This window comes from Pseudomonas cichorii, assembly GCF_018343775.1.
GTDB classification, from domain to species: domain Bacteria; phylum Pseudomonadota; class Gammaproteobacteria; order Pseudomonadales; family Pseudomonadaceae; genus Aquipseudomonas; species Aquipseudomonas cichorii.
This window is the reverse complement of the sequence record NZ_CP074349.1, coordinates 3,920,148-3,941,661: the sequence shown is the minus strand read 5'-3', so window position 1 is coordinate 3,941,661 and position 21,514 is coordinate 3,920,148. Positions and strand designations below refer to the sequence as shown.

At 58.1% G+C, this 21,514-nt stretch carries 19 protein-coding genes; 5 read left to right on the top strand and 14 right to left on the bottom strand.

From position 1 onward, the window contains the following. Nucleotides 1-125: 125 nt before the first annotated feature. The 11 genes from KGD89_RS16375 to KGD89_RS16325 form a co-directional block, all read right to left on the bottom strand. Nucleotides 126-548 carry a hypothetical protein gene (locus KGD89_RS16375; RefSeq protein ID WP_025260850.1) on the bottom strand — a complete coding sequence of 141 codons (423 nt, stop codon included), beginning with the start codon at nucleotides 546-548 and terminating at the stop codon, nucleotides 126-128. 361 nt (nucleotides 549-909) lie between these two features. Continuing rightward, nucleotides 910-1,908, bottom strand: a complete 999-nt coding sequence (locus KGD89_RS16370) for a sulfate ABC transporter substrate-binding protein (RefSeq protein ID WP_025260849.1) — start codon at nucleotides 1,906-1,908, stop codon at nucleotides 910-912. Nucleotides 1,909-2,010: 102 nt separating this feature from the next. Continuing rightward, a complete protein-coding gene (locus KGD89_RS16365) occupies nucleotides 2,011-2,844 on the bottom strand; it encodes an ion transporter (RefSeq protein ID WP_025260848.1) in 834 nt (277 codons plus the stop codon). A 108-nt stretch (nucleotides 2,845-2,952) separates the two neighbouring features. Next, entirely contained in the window at nucleotides 2,953-4,938 is a 1,986-nt protein-coding gene (locus KGD89_RS16360) for an alkaline phosphatase family protein (protein ID WP_201016814.1), read from the bottom strand. Between the two features lie 74 nt (nucleotides 4,939-5,012). After that, on the bottom strand, nucleotides 5,013-6,446 hold the full coding sequence (locus KGD89_RS16355) for a PI-PLC domain-containing protein (RefSeq protein WP_025260846.1): 1,434 nt from the start codon (nucleotides 6,444-6,446) through the stop codon (nucleotides 5,013-5,015). 570 nt (nucleotides 6,447-7,016) lie between these two features. Further along, nucleotides 7,017-8,429 (bottom strand): efflux transporter outer membrane subunit, encoded by a 1,413-nt coding sequence (locus tag KGD89_RS16350; protein ID WP_038399935.1) that lies wholly within the window; start codon nucleotides 8,427-8,429, stop codon nucleotides 7,017-7,019. Further along, complete coding sequence (locus KGD89_RS16345) at nucleotides 8,426-9,310, bottom strand: efflux RND transporter periplasmic adaptor subunit (RefSeq protein WP_025260845.1); 885 nt, start codon at nucleotides 9,308-9,310, stop codon at nucleotides 8,426-8,428. The genes KGD89_RS16350 and KGD89_RS16345 overlap by 4 nt, the downstream gene beginning before the upstream one ends. Next, complete coding sequence (locus KGD89_RS16340) at nucleotides 9,307-9,516, bottom strand: DUF1656 domain-containing protein (protein WP_025260844.1); 210 nt, start codon at nucleotides 9,514-9,516, stop codon at nucleotides 9,307-9,309. The genes KGD89_RS16345 and KGD89_RS16340 overlap by 4 nt, the downstream gene beginning before the upstream one ends. Further along, the gene (locus KGD89_RS16335; RefSeq protein WP_025260843.1) at nucleotides 9,513-11,600 is read right to left on the bottom strand and encodes an FUSC family protein; all 2,088 of its coding nucleotides are present in this window, start codon (nucleotides 11,598-11,600) and stop codon (nucleotides 9,513-9,515) included. The genes KGD89_RS16340 and KGD89_RS16335 overlap by 4 nt, the downstream gene beginning before the upstream one ends. Next, nucleotides 11,597-12,049 carry a MarR family winged helix-turn-helix transcriptional regulator gene (locus tag KGD89_RS16330; protein ID WP_025260842.1) on the bottom strand — a complete coding sequence of 151 codons (453 nt, stop codon included), beginning with the start codon at nucleotides 12,047-12,049 and terminating at the stop codon, nucleotides 11,597-11,599. Before KGD89_RS16330 ends, KGD89_RS16335 begins: the two co-directional genes overlap by 4 nt. 127 nt (nucleotides 12,050-12,176) lie before the next feature. Then, on the bottom strand, nucleotides 12,177-13,574 hold the full coding sequence (locus tag KGD89_RS16325) for an ATP-binding protein (protein WP_025260841.1): 1,398 nt from the start codon (nucleotides 13,572-13,574) through the stop codon (nucleotides 12,177-12,179). 208 nt (nucleotides 13,575-13,782) lie between these two features. Between KGD89_RS16325 and KGD89_RS16320 the strand changes: the two genes are divergently transcribed. Together KGD89_RS16320 and KGD89_RS16315 are read left to right on the top strand one after the other, a co-directional pair. Beyond that, nucleotides 13,783-15,129, top strand: a complete 1,347-nt coding sequence (locus tag KGD89_RS16320; RefSeq protein WP_025260840.1) for an HD domain-containing phosphohydrolase — start codon at nucleotides 13,783-13,785, stop codon at nucleotides 15,127-15,129. A 475-nt stretch (nucleotides 15,130-15,604) separates the two neighbouring features. Next, nucleotides 15,605-16,273: a polysaccharide lyase family 7 protein gene (locus KGD89_RS16315; RefSeq protein WP_025260839.1), complete on the top strand. Its 669-nt coding sequence runs from the start codon at nucleotides 15,605-15,607 to the stop codon at nucleotides 16,271-16,273. Here the strand turns inward: KGD89_RS16315 and KGD89_RS16310 are convergent. Beyond that, nucleotides 16,270-17,661 (bottom strand): heavy metal sensor histidine kinase, encoded by a 1,392-nt coding sequence (locus KGD89_RS16310; RefSeq protein WP_025260838.1) that lies wholly within the window; start codon nucleotides 17,659-17,661, stop codon nucleotides 16,270-16,272. The genes KGD89_RS16315 and KGD89_RS16310 overlap by 4 nt on opposite strands. After that, nucleotides 17,634-18,329 carry a heavy metal response regulator transcription factor gene (locus tag KGD89_RS16305; RefSeq protein ID WP_025260837.1) on the bottom strand — a complete coding sequence of 232 codons (696 nt, stop codon included), beginning with the start codon at nucleotides 18,327-18,329 and terminating at the stop codon, nucleotides 17,634-17,636. Before KGD89_RS16305 ends, KGD89_RS16310 begins: the two co-directional genes overlap by 28 nt. 202 nt (nucleotides 18,330-18,531) lie before the next feature. Here KGD89_RS16305 and KGD89_RS16300 point away from each other — a divergent pair, with 202 nt between their 5' ends. The 3 genes from KGD89_RS16300 (at nucleotide 18,532) to KGD89_RS16290 (ending at nucleotide 20,601) form a co-directional block, all read left to right on the top strand. Then, on the top strand, nucleotides 18,532-19,137 hold the full coding sequence (locus KGD89_RS16300; protein ID WP_025260836.1) for a hypothetical protein: 606 nt from the start codon (nucleotides 18,532-18,534) through the stop codon (nucleotides 19,135-19,137). Nucleotides 19,138-19,214: 77 nt separating this feature from the next. Then, entirely contained in the window at nucleotides 19,215-19,838 is a 624-nt protein-coding gene (locus KGD89_RS16295; protein WP_025260835.1) for a cytochrome b/b6 domain-containing protein, read from the top strand. Then, nucleotides 19,831-20,601, top strand: a complete 771-nt coding sequence (locus KGD89_RS16290; protein ID WP_025260834.1) for a molybdopterin-dependent oxidoreductase — start codon at nucleotides 19,831-19,833, stop codon at nucleotides 20,599-20,601. The genes KGD89_RS16295 and KGD89_RS16290 overlap by 8 nt, the downstream gene beginning before the upstream one ends. Before the next feature lie 79 nt (nucleotides 20,602-20,680). Here the strand turns inward: KGD89_RS16290 and efeO are convergent, their stop codons facing one another. Further along, nucleotides 20,681-21,505 carry an iron uptake system protein EfeO gene (gene efeO / locus KGD89_RS16285; protein ID WP_025260833.1) on the bottom strand — a complete coding sequence of 275 codons (825 nt, stop codon included), beginning with the start codon at nucleotides 21,503-21,505 and terminating at the stop codon, nucleotides 20,681-20,683. Between the last annotated feature and the right edge of the window lie 9 nt (nucleotides 21,506-21,514).

Genomic DNA, 21,514 nt, shown 5'->3' with positions numbered 1-21,514 from the left:
TGTAAATCCTTTTGGTGTTGGCAATGATTTAAGGTTTTAAGCTTTCAAGCAGGCGTAGCCTTATTCCTTTTTTTAAAAAGGTATTGTTTTTGTTAACGATGTAAAGGGCTTTAATGCGAGAGGGGTTAGAACGTGCCCGGAATGGTGAACAGGGTAATCCGGCCGCTCATTGTCCAGTTCGCGATAGTCGAGGTGCCGGCGTTTTCTATCCGATAGCGGTAAGTGCCGTTAGTGCTGATGAAAAAGCTTTTGGTGACGGAGGCTGCTCCGGTGCTGGTGCTGCTGGAAACGACAGTCCAGGTAGAACCGTTCTGTTTCTCGAAGATGTGTTTGATCGTGTTATTGCTGTTTGTCGCCGACAAATCCTGGAATGTGAAATTCTGCGGTCCTGCACATGTAATGTTGTAGGGACCATAGACAACGGCCTGACTTTGGGCGGTCACGCCAGCGCCGCTGCTGTTGATGTTGAGGTTGGCACAGGCCGCATAGGCATTGCCCGTGGCCAGTACGGCTGTTGCAAAGAGAGCCAGGCAGGTATTCTTGAACATGTGAAAATCCTTTTGGTGTTGGCGATGATTTTAAAGTTTTAAGCTTTCAATCAGGCGTAGCCGTGTCCCTTTTTTGAAAAAGGTATTATTTTTGTTCTGTCTTTAATAGGCGCGCGTCGAAAGATTGACACGCTGTTATGCGGTCATGTTCAGGCGCATGCATTTAAGTAAGTGGAGGTCTAAGTGTGAATACACTTGGGTATTGAACACCTTCCCTGTGTCGACATGATCATATCCATATTCAAGTACTGAGCGTGCTTGTGTGGCATGTTTATAGCGATTATGTCTGGGGTGTGCAAGCGTTTTGTTACGAATGAAAAGGCCCCACCCGCGCGATAGCGCCGGTGAGGCCTGTATTTACTTACTTGCCCGAATAAATCTGATCGAACACGCCACCGTCAACAAAGTGGGTCTTCTGCACGGTGCGCCAGTCACCGAAGGTTTTCTCTACGGACAGGAAGTCGACTTTCGGGAAGCGATCCTTGTACTTGGCCAACACGGTTGCGTCGCGTGGGCGCAGGTAGTTGTTGGCGGCGATTTCCTGGGCTTCAGGGGACCACAGGTATTTCAGGTAGCCTTCGGCCAGTGCGCGGGACTCTTTCTTGTCCACGACCTTGTCGACCACGCTTACAGGCGGCTCGGCTTCGGCGGAAACGCTCGGGTAAACGACTTCAAACTGGTCGCGGCCGAACTCGCGGGCGATCATTTCCGCTTCGTTCTCGAAGGTCACCAGTACGTCGCCGATCTGGTTGGTCATGAAGGTGGTGGTTGCGCCACGACCGCCGGTATCCAGCACCGGCACGTGTTTGAACAGTTGGCCGACGAACTTGCGGGCAGCCGCTTCATCGCCGCCGTTCTTCAGGGTGTAACCCCAGGCCGACAGGTAGGTGTAGCGGCCGTTGCCCGAGGTTTTCGGGTTCGGCACGATGACTTCGACGCCATCCTTGATCAGGTCCGGCCAGTCTTTCAGCGCTTTCGGGTTGCCTTTGCGCACGATGAACACAGTGGCAGAAGTGAAGGGCGCGCTGTTGTTCGGCAGGCGTGTTACCCAGTTCTTCGGCACCAGTTCGCCATTGTCGGCCAGGGCATTGATGTCGGTGGCCATGTTCATGGTGATGACGTCAGCCGGCAGGCCATCGATCACGGAACGCGCCTGCTTGCTCGACCCACCGAAGGACATCTGCACCGTGACGTCTTCCTTGTGCTCGGCTTTCCAGTGCTTCTGGAAGGCGCTGTTGTAGTCCTTGTAGAAGTCACGCATCACGTCGTAGGAGACGTTGAGCAGAGTCGGGGCGGCCTGTGCGGCACTGGCAAAAGCCAGGCCTGCGGCCAGTAGCGAGGCGGCGAAGATTTTTTTCACTGCGGATTCCTTGAGTTGACAGTCATTGTTATAGGCTGATGGCGTAATGCCGCGACTATAGCCGCTGAGCATTGGCCTCATAAAGATTAAAAACGTATTTGCTTATGCCTGCTCTTGCGCCTTGGGAAACAGCGCATTGCCGCACCGCGAACAGAACGCGGCGCCATGCTCATGGTGCTTTTTCACGCAGACCGGGCAGTCGTGTTTCAACTGTTCACCGCGCATGGCATTGGCCAGTTCGGCGGTGAATATACCGGTGGGTACGGCAATGATCGAGTAACCGATGATCATCACTACCGACGAGACCATTTGCCCCAGCGGTGTCTTGGGCACGATATCGCCGAAGCCCACGGTGGTCAGGGTCACGATAGCCCAGTAAATGCCTTTGGGGATGCTGGTGAACCCATGTTGCGGGCCTTCGATCACGTACATCAGGGTGCCGAACACGGTGACCAGAGTCGAGACGCTGACCAGAAACACGATGATCTTCTGCTTGCTGCCACGCAGGGCTTCCACCAGATAGTGGGCCTGTTTCAGATAAGGACTCAGCTTGAGTACCCGGAAGATACGCAGCATGCGGATGATCCGCACGATCAGCAGGTATTGGGCATCGCTGTAGTAGATCGCCAATACACCCGGCACGATGGCCAGCAGGTCCACCAGGCCATAGAAGCTGAAAGCGTATTTCAGCGGCCTTGGCGAACAGTAGAGGCGCAGGATGTACTCGATGGCGAAAACCAGCGTAAAGCCCCACTCGATATAGGTGAGCAGGGCAGCGTAGTCGCGGTGGATGTCCTGAATGCTGTCGACCATGGTCACCAGCAGGCTGAGCAGAATGACAACCAGCAGAATCTTGTCAAAACGCCGCCCGGCGGGTGTGTCGGTCTGGAAAATGATGCTGTGCAGCCGCTCGCGGCGGCTGAGGGTGGTGTTCATGAGGGCTCTCGCAATGAATATGGAGAAAGCTTAATGCCCTGCGTCAGGAAGAATCCATTTTCTTTTGGCGCTTGCGTAACACTGTACGCAAGCGCCAGCCTTTTTTGATCAGCTTCTGTCAGCTTCTGCGAGCCCTCTCAGTACTTTTGCGTGATGTACTTTATCCAGAACCTGTTCGGCATATTGCTCTGCGTTACCCAGTGTCTTGACGGTGGCGACCTGGCCTGTGGCAGCAAGCAGTCCGACGGCAGCCAGGTTTTGCTCGGGAAGCAGCCCGGCAGGTTTGCCTGCTGACAACTCTGCATCCATTTTGCGAAGAATGGCCAGGGTGCCCGCCAGATTTCCGGAAACGGGAACAGGGTTGGCCAGAGTTGCAGCGTTCTCGGTTGCGCCCGGTGTCGCCCTGGTTTCTTTCACGGGAGCCTTCGGGTTGGCCAGTGCGCTTGGTGTATCGCGTGGCGTGGCCAGCGAGAGCAGGTGCAAAGGGGTATTGGCATTGGCGTCTCGCTGCGTCAAGGGGGGCAGGCCCCAGAGTTTCTCCAGCAGCGCAGGAACCGAGGCATGGTCGTAAAGCGTTGAGTCCACCGTGCCTTTGGGAATCAGCGGAGATGCCACTATGGCTGGCACTCGAACGCCTGCTGTCGTGAAGTCGAAACCATGGGTGTTGTTGGCTGCGGGAAATTTATCACCCGGCGCAGTTATTGTTCCCGGCGCGACCGAGTCATAGAGACCGCCATGTTCGTCGTAAGTGACGATCAACAGACTGGTGTTCCAGTAAGGCGAGTTGCGGATAGCGGCATAGACGGCCTGCAGCAAGTGCTCTCCACCATAGACGTCATCCATCGGGTGCTGTGATGAGCCGCCTGCATAATCAGTACTGGCACTCCCGTAATGAGGCTCTATGAACGTGTAGGAAAACGGGTAGGGTTGTTGCAGGTCGTCCGCAAAGTGCTGAAGGGATTCAATATCAAACACTGACAGGCCTTTAAGGGCGGCCACCTGTGGGACCGCACCCAGTGGTGTTCCTCGTTCAGGCTGATCGCTGTACAGGCTTAGATAGGTTTTTGGCTGAACCTGAGCGTCGTTGTAGATCCTGTATTGGATGTTGGCATCTTTGAGTCGTTGGAAAATGGACCCGTTGGGGTATACAAATCCATCGGTTGTTTCCCAGGTGAGCATCTGATCCTGTTTCGGGCTGTCGTCGAAGCCGGCCGAAGAAGCGCCATGAACGAAGAAGCGGTTCGGCCACGTCGGTCCCGGAATGGAAGAGTGCCAGTGATCGCATATAGCGAATTCGGTCGCCAGGTTATAGATGACAGGCAGTTGAGTCCGTGTGTCGAAGCACGACATGACATCGATGACGTCTTCGGGCGATGGCGCTTTTTTCGGGTATTCCGTTGTTGATGTTGCGTAGCTTGAAGCGAACCCGGAATTGTTGATGGTGGGATAAGGTTGACCTTTGACACAGTCGGAGCCCCCGGTCAGTTGTTCTAACACATCATTGAACTCGTGCCCCGGATCGCTTGGCATGCTGACGGGCGCGCTGGCCTGAACGTTATAGACGTCTTCCTTGTAGGTGTTCGAGTCATTGGTCGTGGCTGCCGTTATGCCCGGAATCCCGGACATGGCGAATATATTGTCGAACGAATGGTTTTCCAGCATGACGACAAATACGTGGGTGATGGGGGTAGCGGCAGCGGGGGCCAGCTTTTTCATACCATCACTGCACCCACCTGACTTCAATGCAATATTGAACTTCGCGGTGCTCACAGACAGGGTAATGGTTTGCCCTGCATCCTTGCTTTGCAGTTGGCATTCCTTCTTGTAATTGTTTGCCGCTGTGCCTGTATTGGCGTAGTAGCCTGGCGATTCACCATCCCTGACGTTGACCATGACGGACCAGTAATCCAGAACATCAATGACATCCAGACCTGTTTCAAAAGTAACCTCCAGTGGGCCGACAGTTTGTCCCGGCTGTGCAGCCCATTGCCCAGACTGTCTTTGGTCGTTTGAGTCTGTATGGAACAGAATAATGTCGGCATTTCCGCCCGTGTCATTGGTGATGAAAAGGGTCGCGTTGTGTTTTGTGCCCATGCTGGTACTTCCCTTACATGCGAGAGTTGGCTGTTATTGTCAGGCTTGTTACAAAGGCTTGAATTAGCGGATAACTAGAGTTTGCTGGCTCTGACCTGTGTGATCTGTTTCGCAATGGAAGCCAGGGCGTTGTCACAGAAGTCGTTGAGAAAGACGACAAGTCCCGATGCGCTCAGATTGCTGGCGACGTTCTCGACCAGCCACGGATAGGTATGGAAGTCGAATCCCGGCTTGGTTGACATCAACGGAGAAGAGGCATCGCTCAGGGTCACAATGGCGGGACCGGCTGCCCCGTCCACTCCACTGGCTGTTCCTTGAAGTTGCAGTACGGTGTAGTCGTTTTTGGCTTGAGCGGAGGCGTTCATGCCATTGAGTGCAGTCAGAATGTTGTTGACGTCTGTTGTGGTGTAACTGCCGTTGTAGGAGTCGTACTTTGTGGCGTCATTGCCAGATTTGGTCTGCGGTAGCAGGATCAGGCGTTTCGATTGCGAGAGCAGCGTTGCATAACTTGAGGCAAGGTCCCCCTTGTAGCCGGGTACGATCTTGCCCTGTGTCTTGGTGTTGGCCAGTGCAGTATTGAGCATCCCGTCGAGTACATCGGGTGCTGGTTTCATTGTGTCTTGTGCGAACCCCTGGAAGTTCGGGCTGATGACGACAATTTCCGTCGGGTGCTGAGCCAGCCAGTTCAGTATGTCTTGCAGGAAGCTCTGATACGAATAACCTGGAATCAGGTTGTGCTGGTGATAGATACCGTCCGTAATGTTCTGATAGCAATATCCCGGACGGAAGTCGAAGTATCGGGTCCCCAGGTTGAGTTGTGCGGTGATGTTGTCTTTCTGGGTAAACGCCAGGTTGATGATTGCGCGCAAGGCATTGGGTTTGCTCAGAGAGGCGATGAAAGCGATGGGGCCGATAGGAGGAGGAAGCATGCTTGCGATGGTGGATACGAACTCTGCGTCATCCAACAGTTTTGTGATCAGTGTCGGGTCAAACATGCCGGCGTCATGGGCACCCGGCAATGCAAAGGTGGAAAACGGTTTTTCTTTCAGTGCCGCTCCCATGCTGTTTGCGAGATCTCCCATCCAGCCTGACATGTCGCCTGTGGCGTATACATAAGACTGGTCCTGGTTGGTGAGACCGCCGCTTCCGCTTCCGCTGTCGTAAAAACCATAGGAAATCGCCCAGCCCTGCCCGAACAGAGAGGGGGTCTGCAGCATGTTGCCCATGGTGGTATCGCCAAGGTTTCCGGTAAAGGGTGCAATATCTGCATACCTGTTCGCTATCGGTTTCTGGTTCTTTGAAATTTGCCACTTATAGCGTCCGGTGTGCGAGAGAATACCGATATCGCTTTCCGAGATTTGAAGGTTTCCATGTTGCATCGTGTTCGGCGTATCAAGTTGATAGGAGGCCGTTTTATCACCCAAATCGGTGGGTTGCTGGAAGAGGGTAGTAAAGTCGTTGGTTTCCACGTAAGCGTAATAATCGACACCTTTGCCTGGCCAGCCCATGATGTTTACCTCAGGTTGATGAAGTCAGTAAAAATTCTGTTGGTCTGTGTGCAATAAGTGCACAGGCACAACAAAGGGAAGACCGGAATAACATCCAGTCGGTTTTCTATCGGTGTGGTAGGGGGCGTGAAGAACATGCCAGATGACGCTGCAAGGCAGTGTTCTCGACAGACGACAAGGGGCGTAGAACCGAATGGTTATCTACTGAAAGAGAAGTACGCCATGCATGGCGGTCATCCTTGATTATAGTTTTCAGATTGATGGCCATATGATGGCTCTGCTATTTAATAGCATTATTGAAAACTGCTCGCAAGCCCAAGCGTCGTTAAATTTTCTGTGGGTTGAAACAGGGCGCTGATACCCGCAGGCCAATGCGTGCTGCCCTGTTTTCGAGCCGTTATTAAAGAGGAGGGTTTTATATTGCCTGGCGCCAAAGTTTTGCAGTGGGGCGCGGGTCACGTTTGATTTGATGGGCACGAGTTCATTGGCGAAGACGCCTTCAAACGACATCTATTAGGGCCGTATGTCAGGTCTTCCCGAATGAGTTCGGCCCTGCACATGATCCCGATCCTATTGCCAACCCCCACCTAGCGCCAGAAACAGATCAATCTGCCCCATGGCCACCTGGGTATTGGCCGCCGCCAACTGTGCGCGGACGTCGGTGTAGGTGCGGGTGGCCTGAAGGTCGGCCAGGAAGGAGGCGCGGCCAGCTTTATAGAAGCGGTGGGTCTGGTCGGCGGCTTCCTGTGCCGATTGTTCGGCATCTTTCAAGGCGTCGCGGCGGTCTAGCAGGGCGGTGTATTGCGCAAGGCCGGTCTGGGTTTCGCGAATGGCATTGAGGACCACGCCATCGAAGCGCGCCAGTGCCGCCTGGGTCGAGGCTTCGGCCTGATGGATGCGGGCGCGTGAGCCATTGGACGGGACGGTCCAGTTCAGCAGCGGGCCAAAACCCCAGCGATTGGCCGCCGGTTTACCGAGGTTTTCGAGGATGCCGATGCTGCCGATGGTCGCGCCGATGCTGATGTCCGGGTACAGCTCGCCTGTGGCGACGCCGATCTGCGCGGTGGCCATGGCCAGATGACGCTCTGCCTGGCGCACATCGGGGCGGCGTTTGAGCAATGCTGCGCCGTCGCCCACCGGCATGACTTGCGCAATATGTGGCAGCTCATTGCAGGTGCTGACCCCGGCAGGCAGTTTTTCCACTGGTCGGGCCAGCAGCATCGACAGGCGGAACAACCCGGCCTGACGCATGGCTTCGTAGCGTGGCAGCTCGGCGCGCAGGGATTTGAATTGCGTCTGTGAGCGGGTGACCTGGGTTTCATCGCCGCGCCCTGCATCGCGCAGGCGCTGGTTGAGGGTCACGCTCTGTTGTTGCAGGTTCAGCGACTCCTGAGCGATGTCATGTTCTTCATTGGCGGCGCAGATCTGCGTGTAGGCCCGCACGACATCGGCCACCAGGGTGATGCGTGCCGTATCGGCGGCGGCCTGGCTGGCATCGATATTGGCCTGGGCGGCTTCGATACCGCGTTGCAAGGTCCCGAACAGGTCGAACTGATAGGACGTGGTCAGCCCCACATCGCCGACATTGGCGACCGGTACCTTGTCGGCCAGCAGAAAGGCTTCACCCGATTCCTGCAAGCGCTGGACACCGACTGTTGCGCTGTTGGTAAAACCACCGGCGGCCTGGGCTTCGGCCGTTTGATAGCGGGCGCGTTGCAGGTTGGCGGCGGCGATTCGCAGGTCGGTGTTGGAGGCCATGGCCTGTTGCACCAGTTCATCGAGTCGCGGGTCCTTATACAAGCGCCACCAGTGTTCCGGCACCGGTGCCGAAACGGTATTGACCGACTGGCCCGCCAGTTCGCCTTGCAGGTCCGGGCGATTGATCGCGCCGTCCTTGGGCAGATCATAATCAGGCCCGACCATCTGGCAGGCCGACAACAGTAAACCCAACCCCAGCGTGGCCATGTGCGTAGCGTGTTTCATTGTGCCGCTCCCTGACGGTCGTCGATGATCGATACCGTGGCGGTACGCCCGGCGATCATGCGGAAGTCCGAAGGCACCTCGTCAAAGGCGATGCGCACCGGAATGCGCTGCGCCAGACGCACCCAACTGAACGCCGGGTTGACGTTGGGCAGCAGGTTCGAGCCGCTGGTACGGTCGCGGTCTTCGATACCGGCGACGATGCTCACCACATGCCCGGTCAGGCGTGCGTTGTCGCCGACCACGCGGATGTCCACGCTCTGGCCGATATGAATGCCGTCCAGCTTGGTTTCCTCGAAGTAGCCGTCGATGTGGAAGGACGCCGTATCTACCACCGACAACACGGCGCGGCCTGCCGACACGAACTCATGGGTGCGCGGCGCACGGTCGTTGAGGTAGCCGTCCACTGGGCTGCGGATCACTGAACGATCCAGATTCAGCTGTGCGGCATCTACTGCCACCTTTGCTTCATTGAGGGCCGACAGGGCTCGGGCTTCACGGGACTGGCTCTCTTCCAGTTGTTCGCGGGCCACTAGGTTGCCCAGGCCCTTGTTACGCTTGTTCTCCCGGCGTGCCTGTTCCCAGGTTTCCTGGCGTTCGGCAACCGTTGCCTGAGCCTGACGCAAGGCCAGCTGGAAGCGGTCCTGATCGATGGTGAACAACACCTGGCCCTTGCTGACCTGCTGGTTGTCGCCCACGTCGACTTTCTGGATCAGGCCGGACACGTCCGGCGCGATCTGCACGATATCGGCGCGGATATGGCCGTCCCGGGTCCAGGGCGCATACATGTAGTACATCACCATGCGCCAGACGACGACGGAAGCCAGCAGCACAACGAGCAGGGTCAGGACCACACGGCCCAAAGTCAGTAATGGTTTTTTCATGTCATCAGGTATCGACTGAGAGTATCCACGGCGCCGAGCAACAAAGCGTATAGACCTACGTTGAACAAAGCCCGGTGCCACACCAGGCGGTAGAAGTGGGCGCGCGACAAGACGGCGTGCAGCCCCAGAAACAGCAGGTAGGCGATGCCCATGATCGCCAGAAAGGTGGGCACGAAAATGCCGCTGATATCCAGATCACCAATCATGACGGCGCTCCATCGATGCCATAGGGCGGTTGTTCAGTGGTTTCCCCGGCAACGCTGACGATCTCGACCCCCGGCAACAGCGCCAGGCGCAGGCCGCTCAGGGCATGCAGCAGGTGAGTGCGCGCCGGGTCCTGGCCCATCGATTGAGCGGTGAGCGAGCGACGCGCCCGGTCCATGGTCATCAGCAAGCCTTTGGGCGCTGGCAAGCGTTCGTCTGCCTTGATGCAGGCTTTGAAATAGCGGCCGACTTCATCCACCACCTGATTCAGCAAGCTCTGGGCAACGAGTGTGGCTCGCGGCGTATAAGCCCGCAGATCGAGCATATTGAGGGCGACCCGCAGTTCGCGCAGGGCAATGCCCGTATCCTGCGCCGTGATGGTCAGGCGCGGCAGTTGTTGCATCAGGCGGTCGAGCATCTGCACGCCCATGTGCCGGTGCTCGGCCAGCGTGGCCGGTTTGCTCAGGCTCACGATGTCGCGCCAACTGAAACGGATCAGGCGCTTGAGGGCCAATTCGACGCCGAACGGGCGGAACACCAGCGTCCAGATAAAGGCGAACAACAGACCGGCAGGCCCGGCCAGATTGGCGTTGAGGAAGTTCAGAAAGTCGGCGTCATAAGCGCTCTGGATGCTGATGAAGGACGAGGTGTTGACGATGGTCAGCAGCGTGCCGAGAAAGAAGCGCGGCTGCACCGTCAACGTACCTACACAAATGAACGGCACGGCAAAGGCCAGTACCAGCATCGGGAAATCATGCAGGTTGGGCAGCACCACGAACAGGTACAGGCTGGCGAACACCACCGACAGCAGCGTCCAGAAAAAGAACCGGTAGATTTGCGGTGCCGGGTCGTCCATGGCGGCAAAGAAGCTGCAGGACACCGCTGCCAGGGCCACGGCGCTGGCGCCGTCTTTCCAGCCCAGCAGGATCCACAACATCGAGGCGACGATAATTGCCAGCACCGTCGAAACCACCGAATACAGCATCAGGCCTCGATCCAGAAACGGCGTAAGCCGGCCCAGACGCCAGTGCCGGTAGACGGCGCGCCAGGGCGTTTGATCGTCGGTGTCGATGGCGTATTGCAAGGTGCGGCAGTCCAGCCACAGGTCGATCCATTCGCCCAGCCGGAACAGCGCATTGGAAAGCAGCAGTTGTTCCCGCTCATCCAGTTGCCCGGAGTCGGGTTGCAGACGTTCCAGCTCGTGGTGCAGCACTTGCCATTGTTCCCGTTGCGGGCCGTTGGCGGTGTTGCCCAGCCAGTTGCGGGTTTCCACCAGCAACGGCGAGAGGCTGGCCAGCAGCTCAGGCGTGCGGCGCTCCAGTGCCCAGAGCGCATCGTCCAGGGCGTCGATCACCGGCAGCAGGTGAATCATGCGCCCGCGCAGTTCCATGGCATTGCGCACGGTCTGCTTGCGGGTGCCCTCATGGCTCAACTGGCTGATGATCAGCTCCAGCGAGTTGAAGCTGCCGACCATGGAGTTGCGCAGTGCGCCGACTTCTTCGGCCTGGGCACTGCGGCCCAGAAAGCGCTCGCTGTAGGCGCTGGCATCGCTGAACCATTTTTCAGTCGTGGCCTGGAACACCGGTTTCAGGCGACGAGGCCAGAACATGGCACCGACCACGGCGGCGCAGATGATGCCCAGGAAAATCTCTTCGGTACGCGAGACGGCAATCTCGAAGACCGCTTGCGGGTTGTCCACCACCGGCAGGGAAATCAGCGGCATGGTGTAGCCGGCCAGCATCAGCGCGTAGCTGTTGGCGGTGCGCAGATGCAGGGAGAGAAACAGCAGCGTGCCGGTCCACAGGCCGATCACAATCGCCAGCAGCAAAGGCGTCTGCACGAAAATCGGCACCAGCAATACCGAGGCGGCGGCACCGGCGAGTGTTCCCAGTGCGCGATACAGTGCCTTGGAACTGGTGGGGCCGACGAACGGGCTGGACACGATATAGACCGTCGCCATGGCCCAGTACGGCCGTGGCATTTCCATGAGCAGCGCGATATACAGCGCGAGCATGGCGGCGGCGAAGGTGCGCACGCCATAGAACCAGTCGCGGGCAGGTGGAAATCCTGCGAAGAAGCCGTTCACGACTGGCCTGCGTTGTCGGGGTGAGCCGCATCGGCGAAGGCCTTGCAGACGCGCAAGGTGGCTTCGAGGTCGGCAACGTCGAGGCCCTTGAGCACATCGGCGCGCAGGCGAGTCAGTTCCTGTTCGATCGCACCGGCCAGCTTGCGGCCGTCTTCGGTCAGGCTCAAGGCCTTGGCGCGGCGGTCGTTGGGGTCTTCGGTGCGGCAGACGATGCCGGATGCGCACAGCTGATCCAGCAGACGCACCAGGGTCGGGCTTTCCATACCGGCGGCCTGGGCCACTTTCACCTGATGCACGCCGTCGCCCAGGCGCGCAATGGCCAGCAGCGGACCTGCACAGGCTTCCGAGATGCCATAGGTGGACAGCGTGGCATGGCAGATGCGCCGCCATTGGCGGGAGGCGGCGACCATACTGCTGCTGATGGCCCTGTGAAGTGAATCGAGTGACATGGGGAACCGGGGATTTAGTTAGGGACGATATTGTTAGTGAGGATATTAATAGCTTGCTAACTAATAATATCCTGTAACAAAGTCTTTCCGTCAACCGTAAATTTCCCGAGGGTCGTGGCGCCGTGCGTCAATTGCCGGTTTTGACCTGATGAATCGGCAGTACCACTTTGAAGGTGGTGCCGCTCCCCACCTGGCTTGAAACGCCTATGCTGCCGCCATGCTTTTTGACGATGCCGTAGGAAAGCGACAGGCCAAGCCCGGTGCCTTTGCCCACGGGTTTGGTGGTGAAGAAGGGGTCGAAGATGCGCTGCATGACCTGCGGCTCCATGCCCGAGCCGTTGTCGGCCACCTCCAGCCAGACAGTGTCACCTTCCTGGCCGCTGCGAATGATGATCTGCCCGCGCTCGCTGCCGATGGCCTGTGCTGCGTTGACCACCAGATTCATCACCACCTGATTGATCTGCGAGGGCAGGCACTCGATCTGTGGCAGGTCGCCGTATTCCTTGAGCACATCGGCCTTGTACTTGATTTCATTGGCGGCGATGTTGAGCGTCGAGTCGATGCCCTGATGCAGGTCGGCCCACTGCCATTGCTCGTTGCTGTCGGCACGTGAGAAGGCCTTGAGGTCCTTGACGATCTTCCCGGCGCGGTCGATGCCTTCCTTGGACTCACTGATCAGCACCGGGATATCGTCGATCAGGTAATCCAGCTCTATGCGCTCGCGCAGTTCGGCCAGTCGATCCCGTTCCGGACCTTGCACAAGGCTCTGTTCGACCTCCCGATAGGCCAGCAGCATTTCCTTTACCTGGGCGAAATAGTTTTCCAGCGTGCCGAGGTTGGACGAGATGAAGCCGATGGGGTTATTGATTTCATGGGCTACGCCGGCCGCCAGTTGCCCCAGCGAAGCCAGTTTTTCCGATTGCACCAGCTGGCTTTCCAGGTGTTTGCGCTCGTCGATCTGATGTTGCAGTTCTTCACTGGTGCGGGTCAGTTCTTCGGTGCGCTGTTCCACCAGTTGTTCGAGCCGGTCCATCTGCACCGAAGCCAGCTCGGTCATTTCCCATTTGGTGGTGAGCACATTGGCCAGTTGCTGCACTTCAATGTCGTTGAAGGGTTTCTTGCGGGTCAGCAGCCGCTCATGACCTTGCAGGCGATCTATCAGGGTTTCCCACGAATAGTCGGACTGCGCGGTACAGATCACCACTTGCAGGCGCGGGTCGATCTGCCAGAGCTTTTCGATGACCCGCGCATCTTCCGCCAGATGCATGTCGACAAAGGCCAGTGCGTAGGGCTCGTCGTCATCCAGCGCCTGCTGCGCCCTGAGCAGGCCGTCTGGCGCGTCGTACACACAATCGAGCAGGTAGTGGTGGGTGATGATCGGCATGTCATTGCCGAACAGGGCCGCCTCGATCAGGTAAAGATCCGCCTGGCCGCTGCTGTCTGGCACCAGCGCCTTGCGAAAGTCTTCGTGAGTGGCGGGGGTGGCATCGATCAGGAGAATGCGTCGGTTGGACAGGATTTTCATGGCACACCTGCGGCAACGGTCGAGTGGATGACAGGAAGCGTCCCTGACTGACTTGAGCATAGCGCTGCGGGTGAGCTTTCATCGGAAATAATTGCAAAGTGCCACTATTTTTCAATAGCCCGCTATGCTCAAGGCAAGATGCAAGCGCATGATGATCTGGCACTTCACAAGAACAAATGTGCCACTACCGCTGAGCGAGGTACTCGCGATGGACGACAAGTCTGTTTCTGCCTGTGCATTCAAGCCCAACGTGCTTCTGGTCGACGACGAGGAGCTGATTCTCAGCAGCCTGCGTCGTCTGCTGCGAACCCAGGGGTACACCATTCACTGCGCCAACAGTGGCGAAGAAGCCCTGAGCATCATGGCGCAACACCCCATCGACCTGGTGATGAGCGACGCACGCATGCCGCACATGGACGGCTCGACGTTGCTGGCCCGCATCCATGTGCTGTATCCCGGCACCATGCGCCTGCTGCTGACCGGTTATGCGGACCTGGACATGATCGTCAAGGCGATCAACGAAGGTGGTATTCATCGCTACATCAGCAAGCCCTGGAATGACGAGGACATGCTGCTGACCTTGCGTCAGTCCCTGGCCCATCAGCATTCCGAGCGTGAGCGGCAACGTCTCGAACAACTGACCCACGACCAGAACGAAGCGCTGCAACTGCTCAATGCCACCCTGGAGAAGCGCGTGCTGGCGCGTACGTCCGAGGTGCAGCAGACCGCCGACATGCTCGACCTGGCCTACGACGAACTCAAGCACAGCTATGCCACTAGCACCGAGCTTTTTTCGTTGCTGGTCAATCAGCGCCTGCCGGCGGACAAGCAGACCAACCGGCAAATCATCGATCTGGTGCGCACCTACTGCCAGGTTCACGGGCTGGACGAAGCCAGCCGACGCGACCTGTGTATGGCGGCCGCGCTGCACAATATCGGCAAGCTCGGCTGGAGCGACAACATGATCGTTTCGCCTGTCGACCAGTTATCCCACACCGAGCGTGAGCGCTATCGGGATTATCCGAAGCAGAGCGAATCATTGCTCATGACCCTGGACCCCATGCGCGATGCAGCCCGCTTGATTCTGCACCATCAGGAGCACTGGGACGGCACGGGGTTTGCGGACCGGCTCAAGGGCGAGGCGATTCCCTTCGGTTCGCGCCTGCTCAAGCTGGCGGTGGACTTCATCGAGTTGCAGCATGGCCTGATCCTTCAGCGGCGCATGAACAGCGACGAAGCGCTGGTGTTTATTCGCCAGTACAGCGGGCGCTGGTATGACCCAGGTCTGCTGGATGCGTTCATCAAGGCCTGCGCGGTCTACCGCTCCGATATCACCCTGGGCGATCCGCTGGTCAAGGCCATGAAACCTCGTGAGTTGAGTGCGGGCATGGTGCTGGCCCGTAACCTCAACGCCGATAACGGCATGCTCCTGCTCAATGCCGGCAAGGTGCTCAGCGAGCTTCTGGTCGAGAAGCTGATTGCCTTCGAGGAAATGGAGGGCGCGACCTATACCGTGTTCATTCGCCTGCCAGAACCGGTTCTTTGTGCTGTCTGAGCAGGAGCGGATTCATTCGCGAGGGGCCCGTATAACCCAAGGAAATGTATCGCCGGAAGCTATGCGGTCGGGGGGCTTTTGCTGTGTCCAAAAGGCGATGAACGGTCGTCATGACAGCCCGTGGTGTGAAAAGTGCCTGGATTTTTAAAAATAATTGCTACCGTCTGTCGGTAAACTCTCGCAAAAAACAGCCATTCTGGCGGTGGCTATTCAAAAAAATGACGCGATCCGTTTGTGATCATTTCCAAATAAATGGCCGCTTAGAGCAAAAACCCCACTTGTCAAACTTTCGGTACAAATGACATCAAAGTAATGGCTTTGGGGGTTGTGTGACTTTCTTTTGACGCCAATTTGCCGTGGGTCGATGTTTAAAAAATAAACGTTTCAGCCGATAGTCAGGACGAATCCAGCGGGCGCAGAACGCCCGTTCCAGAGCCATCCTGCCGGTGCCACTGCGCACCTTGCGAGCAACCCCATGATCGACCTCGCCACCTGGAATTTGTCCGTACCTGTCGGGACACCAGCCACTACCATCGACACCCCGAAACTCATGGGTGGCTATGAGGATGGTTATTTCCGCTCAGGAAATACCCTGTTTTTCTGGGCACCGGTTACCGGCTCTACCACGGAAAATGCCAAGTACCCGCGTACCGAGTTGCGCGAGACCACGGCGGATGGTCGAGCCCACAACTGGGCTTACCCGAGTGCGGACAATTTTCTGCGGGCTTCGCTGACCGTCAACCAGGTGCCTTCCAGCGGCAAGATCGTGATTGGCCAGATCCACTGTTACGGCAGCACCGAGCCGTTGCTCAAGGTCGAGTACCAGTTCAAGGAGAAGTTGCAGACCGGTAATATCGTCGCCAAGTTTCGACGCAGCCCGGGTGCAGAAATCGAAGTCATCATGATTGCTCAGGGTGTTCCGCTCAATGAGCGCTTCGATTACAGCATCCACCTGACGCCTGGCGGGAGTCTCACGGTCAATGCCTACGACCATATCTGGAACGCCAGCCTGGACTCGACCTGGAGCACCAAGCTGTTCTACTTCAAGGCGGGGGTCTATACCCAGGACAACACCGGGTACACGACTGAAGGGGGCGCGGCTACGTTCTACAAGCTGACCATTGCCCACGACAAGAAGGCTTAACCGGTAAATACCAGGCTGAAGCAGATTCTCCCGGCCTTTGGCTGCGCGACTTCGACGCGACCTCCATGCAAATGCATGATCGCCGCCACGATGGCCAGCCCCAGGCCGTTGGAATCGGAGCTTTCGTGGCGCGATGAGTCGCCACGGTAGAAACGGTCGAACAGCCGGTCCAGGGTTGCAGCGGGCAGCACGGGCCCCTGGTTTTCCACTTCGATCCGCTGTTCATGCTTGAAGGACACGACTCGTATCAGAACCTGGCTGCCTTCGTCGGCATAGCGGATAGCGTTGGCGACCAGGTTGCTCAAGGCCCGGCGCAGCAGGATCGGGTCGGCGTCCAGCTTGCCCTGGCCACTGGCATGCAGCTCCAGTTGCCGCTCTTCGGCAAGCCCTTCGAAATAGCCCGTCACTCGTTGCAGTTCGTCCTGCAATTGCAGCGGCTGACGTTTCAGAACCGCCTGGGCCTCGTCGGCACGAGCCAGGAACAGAATGCTCTCCACCAGCCGTGAAATCCGCTCCAGCTCTTCAAGGTTGGAGGCCAGCAAGGCTTGATAGTCATCGACGCTGCGAGTCTGGCGCAATGCGACCTGGCAATGCCCCATCAGCGAACCCACCGGGGTGCGGATCTCGTGGGCCAGATCGGCGGAAAACTGCGTCAGGCGTTGATAGCCGTCATCCAGCCGGTCGAGCATGGCGTTGAAGGCGTCGCTCAGTTGTTGCAGCTCCACCGGCGTGTTGCGGGTATCGAGGCGGTTATGCAGGCTGGTCGGGGAGATACCGGCTGCATGGGCTGCCATCTGCCGCAGCGGGCGCAAGCCGCGTCGCAACAGCACGTACCCCAGCAAGGCCGTCAGCACAAAGGTCAGCGTCATGGCGGCATAGATGCGTTCGCGGAAACTGGCGAGCATGGCCATTTCCTTGACCATCAGGTGCGCGGCCTGCAAGCGCAACTCCACGCCGTTGGACATCGCCAGGGACGCTGCCGCCCGCAGCGGCACACCTTGCAGGCTCATGCCGCTACGCATGTCGCTGGTACTCAGGGGCTGGTCCTGAGCGGCCGTTGGCAGTTCCGGCAGCGGAGCGCGTTGCGGGTTCACGGCAATCACCGGCGGCTTGCCCGGTTCGCCAATGATGAAAATGTCCTCTTCGCTGTCGAGCATGTTCTCGAACAACTGCGGGCTGGCCTTGAGGTTGTCCAGGGTCAGGTCATAGCGCAGCAGTTTGCGAAAGTGATCCAGCCGGGCGAGCACCGCATGGTCGCTGCGCTGCAGGACGCTCTGTTTCATCGCCTCATACAGATACAGCCCCGCACCGCCCACGGTGAACATCGCCACCAGCGCAAAGGCCAGGGTCGAACGCAGGGTCAGGGATGGCTGGCGTCCGGGGTGCATGGCCGTACCTCGCAGACGTAACCGATGCCGCGCACGGTATGGATGAGCTTGATCGGGTAGGGCAGGTCGACCTTGCTGCGCAGGCGCTTGATGGCCACATCCACCACATTGGTGTCGCTGTCGAAATTCATGTCCCAGACTTCGGAGGCGATTTGTGCCCTGGACAGCACATCGCCTTCGCGGCGCAACAACAGATGCAACAGGGCGAACTCCTTGTTGGTCAGGACGATGACCTGCTGCTGGCGGGTGACGCGGCGGCGCAGCAGGTCCAGCTCCAGATCGGCCAGATGGAAGTGATCGGCCTCACGCACCACGCCCCGGCGCAGGATGGTGCGGATGCGCAGCAGCAGTTCGGTGAAGGAGAAGGGCTTGACCAGATAGTCGTCGGCACCCAGCTCCAGGCCGCGAATCCGGTCCTGCAATTGATCCCGTGCCGTGAGAAACAGCACCGGCACATCCTGTTTTGCGCGCAGCACCTCGATGATCTGCCAGCCATCGATGCCGGGCAGCATCACGTCCAGCACGATCAGGTCGTAACGGTTTTCCAGGGCCATGTGCAGGCCGTCGGCGCCGTGTTGTGCCCAGTCGACCTGATAGCCGGATTCGCCGAGGCCCTTTTTCAGGTACTCGCCGGTCTTGGTGTCGTCTTCAATCAGCAGGATATGCATCGTTACGCTGGCTACACTCTGGCTGGCGCCATCAATCGCGCCGGTGCCGGCAGTCTACCCAGTTGCCAGCGGCGAGTCGGTGACATTTTTGTCATTGACTGGTCCGGTTTCGAGAATGACAAAAATGTCATGGGCGGGTCATTTTTCAGTACCGGTAGCGGAGCAATGATGGCGCTCCACTCAATCTGCCAGGGAATAACCGATGAAGACTGCGCTTTCCACTACCTTCGGCCTGCTGTTGCTCAGTGCCGCCGTCATGACCCAGGCCGCTGATCTGCCGGTGGTCAAACCGATGCGTGGCACGGTCGAGAGCCTTCAGGCCGACACCTTGAATTTCACTACCCGTGCCGGCCAGCACCAGAGCATTCAACTGACCGAAAAGACCGGCATCCGTCTGGTTTCCAAGGCAGACCTGGACACCATCAAGCCAGAAAGCTTCGTCGGCTCGGCGGCTATTCCCCAGGCCGACGGTACGCTCAAGGCGCTGGAAGTCACCGTATTTGAAGCCAGCCTCAAAGGCAGCGGCGAAGGCCACTACGGTTGGGAAAACGCCGATGGCAGCACCGGCACCATGACCAATGGCACGGTGGGCACCCTGTCCAAAGCCAATGGCCGTACCTTGAGCGTGCTCTACAAGGGCGGCGAGAAACAGTTGGTGGTGCCGGAAGATGTGCCGATTGCCTACGTCGAGCCGGGCCAGCGCAGCGAGTTGAAAGCGGGCGCGAAAATCGTGCTGTTCCCGGCCGATGACGGCAAGTCCGCACGCGGGATTGCAGTGGGCAAGGATGGGTACACCCCACCGATGTGATTGATACGTGGGAGCGAATTCATTCGCGACACATTTCGCGAATGAATGCGCGCCTACAGCTTCAGGTAGAGAAAATCATGAAAACCCGTCCTATTCACCCTTGGCCCGTACGCCTGACCCATTGGGTCAATGCCGTGGGCATGGTCTGTATGTTCATGAGCGGCTGGGCGATTTATAACGCTGCGCCGCTGATGGCTTTTACCTTTCCCAAATCACTCACCCTCGGCGGCTGGCTGGGTGGTTCGATTGCGTGGCATTTTGCAGTGATGTGGCTGCTGGTGATCAATGGGCTGGTTTATGTGCTGTATGGCGTGTTCAGCCGCCACTTCAAGCGTGACCTGCTGCCGGTACGTTCCGCCGAGGTGAAGCGCGATATTGCCGATGCCTTGCGCTTTCGTCTGGCCCATATCAAAGGCCGTTACAACGCCGTGCAACGCCTGATGTACTGGCTGGTGCTGGCCATGGGTGTATTGATCGTACTGTCCGGGCTGGCGATGTGGAAACCGGTGCAGTTTCAGGAACTGGCCAGCCTGATGGGCGGCTACGACGCTGCCCGCTGGGTGCATTTCGGCGCGATGTCGGCCATCGGCGCATTCGTTATCGTTCACCTGGCACTGGTCGTGCTGGTCCCGCGTACTTTGTTGCCCATGATTACTGGCGGGCGTCTGCCGGCTGAAAACGGAAACCCCGGCCATGAATGAACCTCGTAAACGCATCACCCAGCGCATCCGTCTTGAGCCTGCACAACAGAAGCAACTGATGGATATCCAGCGCCGTTCGTTCCTGCGCGCCGGGCTGACGGTGGGTGCCATGTCGATGCTGACCGGCTGCAACCTGCAGGATGGCGATCAGGTGGACAGAGCGCTGTGGGCCATGTCGCGCTGGAACGATCGGGTTCAGGCCTGGCTGTTCAGCGGCCAGAAGCTGGCACCGACCTACAGCAAGGCGCAGATCACCAACCCGTTTCCGTTCAATGCGTTCTACCCGGAATACAACGTGCCCGAAGTGGAGCTGTCCGACTATCGGCTGGCGGTTTCGGGGCTGGTGCGAGACAAGCAGCCATGGACGCTGGAAGCCCTGCGCAAACTGCCGCAACGCACCGACATCACACGGCTTATCTGCATCGAAGGCTGGAGCGCCATCGGGCAGTGGGGTGGCGTGCCGCTCAGGACCTTTCTGGAATACATCGGTGCGGATACCACGGCGCGTTTCGTTGGCTTCAAGTGCGCCGACCGTTATTACTCAAGCCTGGACATGCCCTCGGCCCTGCATCCACAGACCTTGCTGGCGCTGGACTTTGGCGAAGTCGCCTTGCCGCCTGATTACGGCTACCCGTTGCGGGTGCGAGTGCCCACCAAACTGGGCTTCAAGAACCCCAAACATATCGTCGAGATATTCGTGAGCAACGAGAATCCTGGCGGGTATTGGGAAGATCAGGGGTATAACTGGTTTAGCGGGATTTGAGTGTTCGCTGGTTTCTTCGCGGATAAATCCGCTCCTACAGGGGGTGAAGGAGCGAATTCATTCGCGAAGAGGTTGTGAGTCAATTCAATCCCAGTTTCCCGCGCAAGGTAGACAGGTCTTCGGCTAGCGTGTTGACCGGGCCGACCAGTGCCTTGCGGTCGTTTTCCTTCACTTTGTCATAGGTTTCGAAGCCACCCTCTTTGGTCTTGTACTTGGCCAGGATCTTGTCCACGGTGGCGAAGTTCTTGTCGACCTTGGTGGCGAAGGCCTTATCCTGTTTCTCGATCTGCGGACGGAACAGGTCGACGATTTTCTTCGCGCCGTCGATGTTGCCCTGGAAGTCATACAGGTCGGTATGGCTGTAGCGGTCTTCTTCGCCGGAGATCTTGGTGGCGGCGACTTCTTCCAGCAATGCGGCAGCACCGCCGACGACTTTCTCCGGTGGGAAGGTCAGGTCGGCTACGCGGGCTTGCAGGTCGTTCACGTCAGCCATCAGCTTGTCGGCAATCGGGCCTTGGTTCTGGGTGGTGTTCTGCGAGAACAGGGCATATTCCAGACGGTGGAAGCCAGTGAAGTCTTCGGCTTCAACGCCTTGCTCGTGGTCGTCGACACGGGAGTCGATGGACGCATCCAGGTCGCTGAACAGCTCGGCAATCGGTTCTACCGATTCGTAATAGACCCGAGTGGGTGCGTAGAGCTTCTTGGCCGTGGCGATGTCGCCTTTCTTGACGGCGTCGGTGAATTCCTTGGTGTGGCTGACCAGTTCATCGATGTTTTCGGTGACGTAGATTTTGTAGTCCGAAACCGGGCCGACCAGATCCAGCGGCGCCGTGGCAGCGAACGCCGCCATCGGGGTCTGAAGCAAGCCAAGGGTCAGCAGCAAAGCCAGAGGCGTTTTGTTCATGGTTGTCTT